The 2,788-nt window shown below is 53.8% G+C and carries 2 protein-coding genes; both read left to right on the top strand.

The features are described 5' to 3' along the window. The first annotated feature begins 196 nt into the window (after positions 1–196). A complete protein-coding gene (locus CKO36_RS18710; RefSeq protein WP_338053524.1) occupies positions 197–427 on the top strand; it encodes an ankyrin repeat domain-containing protein in 231 nt (76 codons plus the stop codon). Positions 428–1,384: 957 nt separating this feature from the next. Continuing rightward, the gene (locus CKO36_RS18705) at positions 1,385–2,587 is read left to right on the top strand and encodes a hypothetical protein (RefSeq protein WP_200286420.1); all 1,203 of its coding nucleotides are present in this window, start codon (positions 1,385–1,387) and stop codon (positions 2,585–2,587) included. Positions 2,588–2,788: the final 201 nt, after the last annotated feature.

The following is a 2,788-nucleotide window of genomic DNA, read 5'->3' as shown; positions in this document are numbered from 1 at the left end:
TTGACTCCGCTCCAGCGGTGGTACCGCATTCTGTCTCGGGCACTGGAAAAGTTTCTCAATGGGCGTCAATTGCGCCCGCCGGACACCCTGCCTGCGCCGGCGTAGCCGATTCAGTGCCCCCCAGATGCCCGTAATCGGGAGCGAAAAACCGCTCGCGAGGGGTGGGAACTGCTCTTTTTAGGATCATGGTGCCGATGTGAATCTGGCCTGTAAAGACGGGCATTCGCCCCTGATTATTGCCGCTGCCAATGGCAACGAGAAGCTTGTGCGGCTTCTACTCAAAAAGGGGGCCGATGCCTCCTACAGGGTGCCCGTACGCAGCGGCGATTACCGTTCGGGGAAAACGCCCCTTGATATCGCCCGGGGTGCCGGGTATGGCGCTGTTGTTGCCGTTCTTCAACAGCACCTGGAGGCGAAGGGCGGATAAGGGTTTTTGATTGTCCTCTGCCGGGATGGCTGTCTGGTCCTGAGGCGGGACGAATTTTAAGGGGCTTGGATGGAATTATTTTCCAAGCACTAAATCAGCCCACAATCAATAGCCTAATCGGGTCGCCGGGGGTTTTTCTCCCCCGGCTTCCACAGCACCCCGCATGCGGGTCCGCACGGGGCGCGTCCTCCGGATTGGAAAGGACAACCATAGAATGACCGCCTTCAACGCTGGCTACGCGACGTATTGCCAAGACCATTTCACCCGGTCGGGTGCGCTACGGTCGATGAGATACGCACGTCTCACTCGTTGCCGAAGGTTCGGGCCTTCACCCTGTCCCACCCATTACGGTGGGCGTTTGGCTACTAGGCCGTCTGCTGACTTCTGTCCCATCACGCCGAGCGTTGCCACCCGACGCGCTGCCCGAGTCACGGTAGGGTCCGGTGGTGATTCCGACGCTTTCGCGTCGGCCCTCAGTCCGGCTCCCTTGGCGACCACAGCTCCCTTAGGGTTCGATGGCGATTCCAGCCCTTTCGGACGGGGCCTCAGTGCGACTCCCATAGCCACACGGACCGCTCGCGAGACAGATCTCCTTAGGATTTGCGACATGAACGTTCTCTGCACAACCTCGCCATTTACCGTACCCATGTCGGATCACTGGGCTTCGCTCTCTGTGGCTAGCTCGCCCCCCGGGCTCGGCCTTCTATGACGTTTCTGTTCGTAGGCTCGCGGCTCGGCCCTTGCCCTTCGCTAGTCGTTCTCGCCTGATCAGAGACCAGACGGTGATCCTCCTACAGGGGACTCGCACCCCATCAGTTCATGCCTATGCTGGGTGTACTACAATATTATGCACTCGGACCGCAAAAAGCGCCGCACCTTCGTCGCTCTGCTTTTTGCGTTCGGTGACGCGAGGCGTTAACCCAAGAGCGACCCCTATAGGAGACAGGAGACTTTACAATGCGATTAAACGTTGCTGTTCTTGTCGTGATCCTTTTTTTTGTCGTTGGAACGGGATACGCCGGACCTACGCATACGCATAAGCAAACAGATTGGCTGCTCAACCAGCAGATTCCAAACAGCGTCGTACCTAATCCGGCGCCTGGTCGCGAAGGACTTGTCCTTAGCTATATTGTTCCACCGAATGATCCAGTTTATCCCTATTTGTTTAGTCGTTCCTTCATCTATGATGATGCTGTAGCAGTCATTTCCTTTACAATGGAAGGAGAATATGACGCTGCAGCAAAGACTTTAAGAGCCTTGTCTAACTTGATTGAACCGGATGGCAAACTCGGATTTTCTCATAATACCCACGATCTTTTTACTCATGAATCCTATCGCACCGGTGCGATTTCGTGGGTTGGTTACGCATTTGTTTTCTACCAATACGTAACCGGAGACAGCCAATTTCAAACCGATGCGGAAGGTATCGCGAATTGGGTCTTGACAATGCTCGTCCCACAAGCTGTTGGAAGTTCAGTTAAAGGAGGACCTGATGTCGAGTGGTTCTCAACAGAGCATAATATCGACACTTACTTCTTTCTCAGAGATCTTGGCAAGATAACCGGCAACAGTTCCTATTCAGAAGCGGCTGAAAGCATCAAGGCTTCACTTCTAGCAAATCACTATAACCTTGACTATGGAACTTTCCAGCAAGGAATCGGCGATCCTGTTCGATCTTTGGATGCTGCTTCTTGGGGTTCGATATTTCTGCGTAGCATCGGTGAACACGAAAAGTCAGATAGCTCTTTGACATTCATTGATAAAATACACACTGAGCTTCCTGGAGAAAATCTTCAGTATACAGACACCTTTTTTCACCGGGTAACGTGCGACATTGAAGGACGCATCAAGATGATTGATGGATACAAGCCGTGGGTAGGATATGTCGAGGGAGTTTTCTGGCCTGACATACCCCTTGCTTGGTCAGAGGGGTCTTTGGGTGTAGCTATGGCCTATTCACGATCCGGGAATCGGCGAAAGGCTTTTCGGATTCTCTGGAATAGCCGCAAGATGGGCGGACAAGACAGCGGCATTGTTTACTCCTGCCCACCCCCACCAGATCAAAACGATGACTTTTCGGGTTGGAAAAGCGTAGCAGGAACGGCATGGTGGATCATGGTCAATTCAAAGAACTCTGCGCGTTTTTGGTCAGAGGAATGAAAATCGATATCTAGGCTAATCGGGTAAAGGCGGGTATTTAACCCGCCCACCGGGTCGTCAGCGGGTAGCGCCCAAGGCCTTGATCATGCCTTGGTCCATTGTTGCTAAGCCGCCACAGGCATCAGGTAGGGGCGCTTTGCCGGTCGAGGTCGTCGTCGAGCCGGCCAAGCCGGCCAAGGCATGCGTTCAAGCACTTGCTCA

It is taken from the genome of Rhabdochromatium marinum (assembly GCF_016583795.1).
GTDB classification, from domain to species: Bacteria; Pseudomonadota; Gammaproteobacteria; order Chromatiales; family Chromatiaceae; genus Rhabdochromatium; species Rhabdochromatium marinum.
This window is presented reverse-complemented; position numbering and strand designations above follow the sequence as displayed.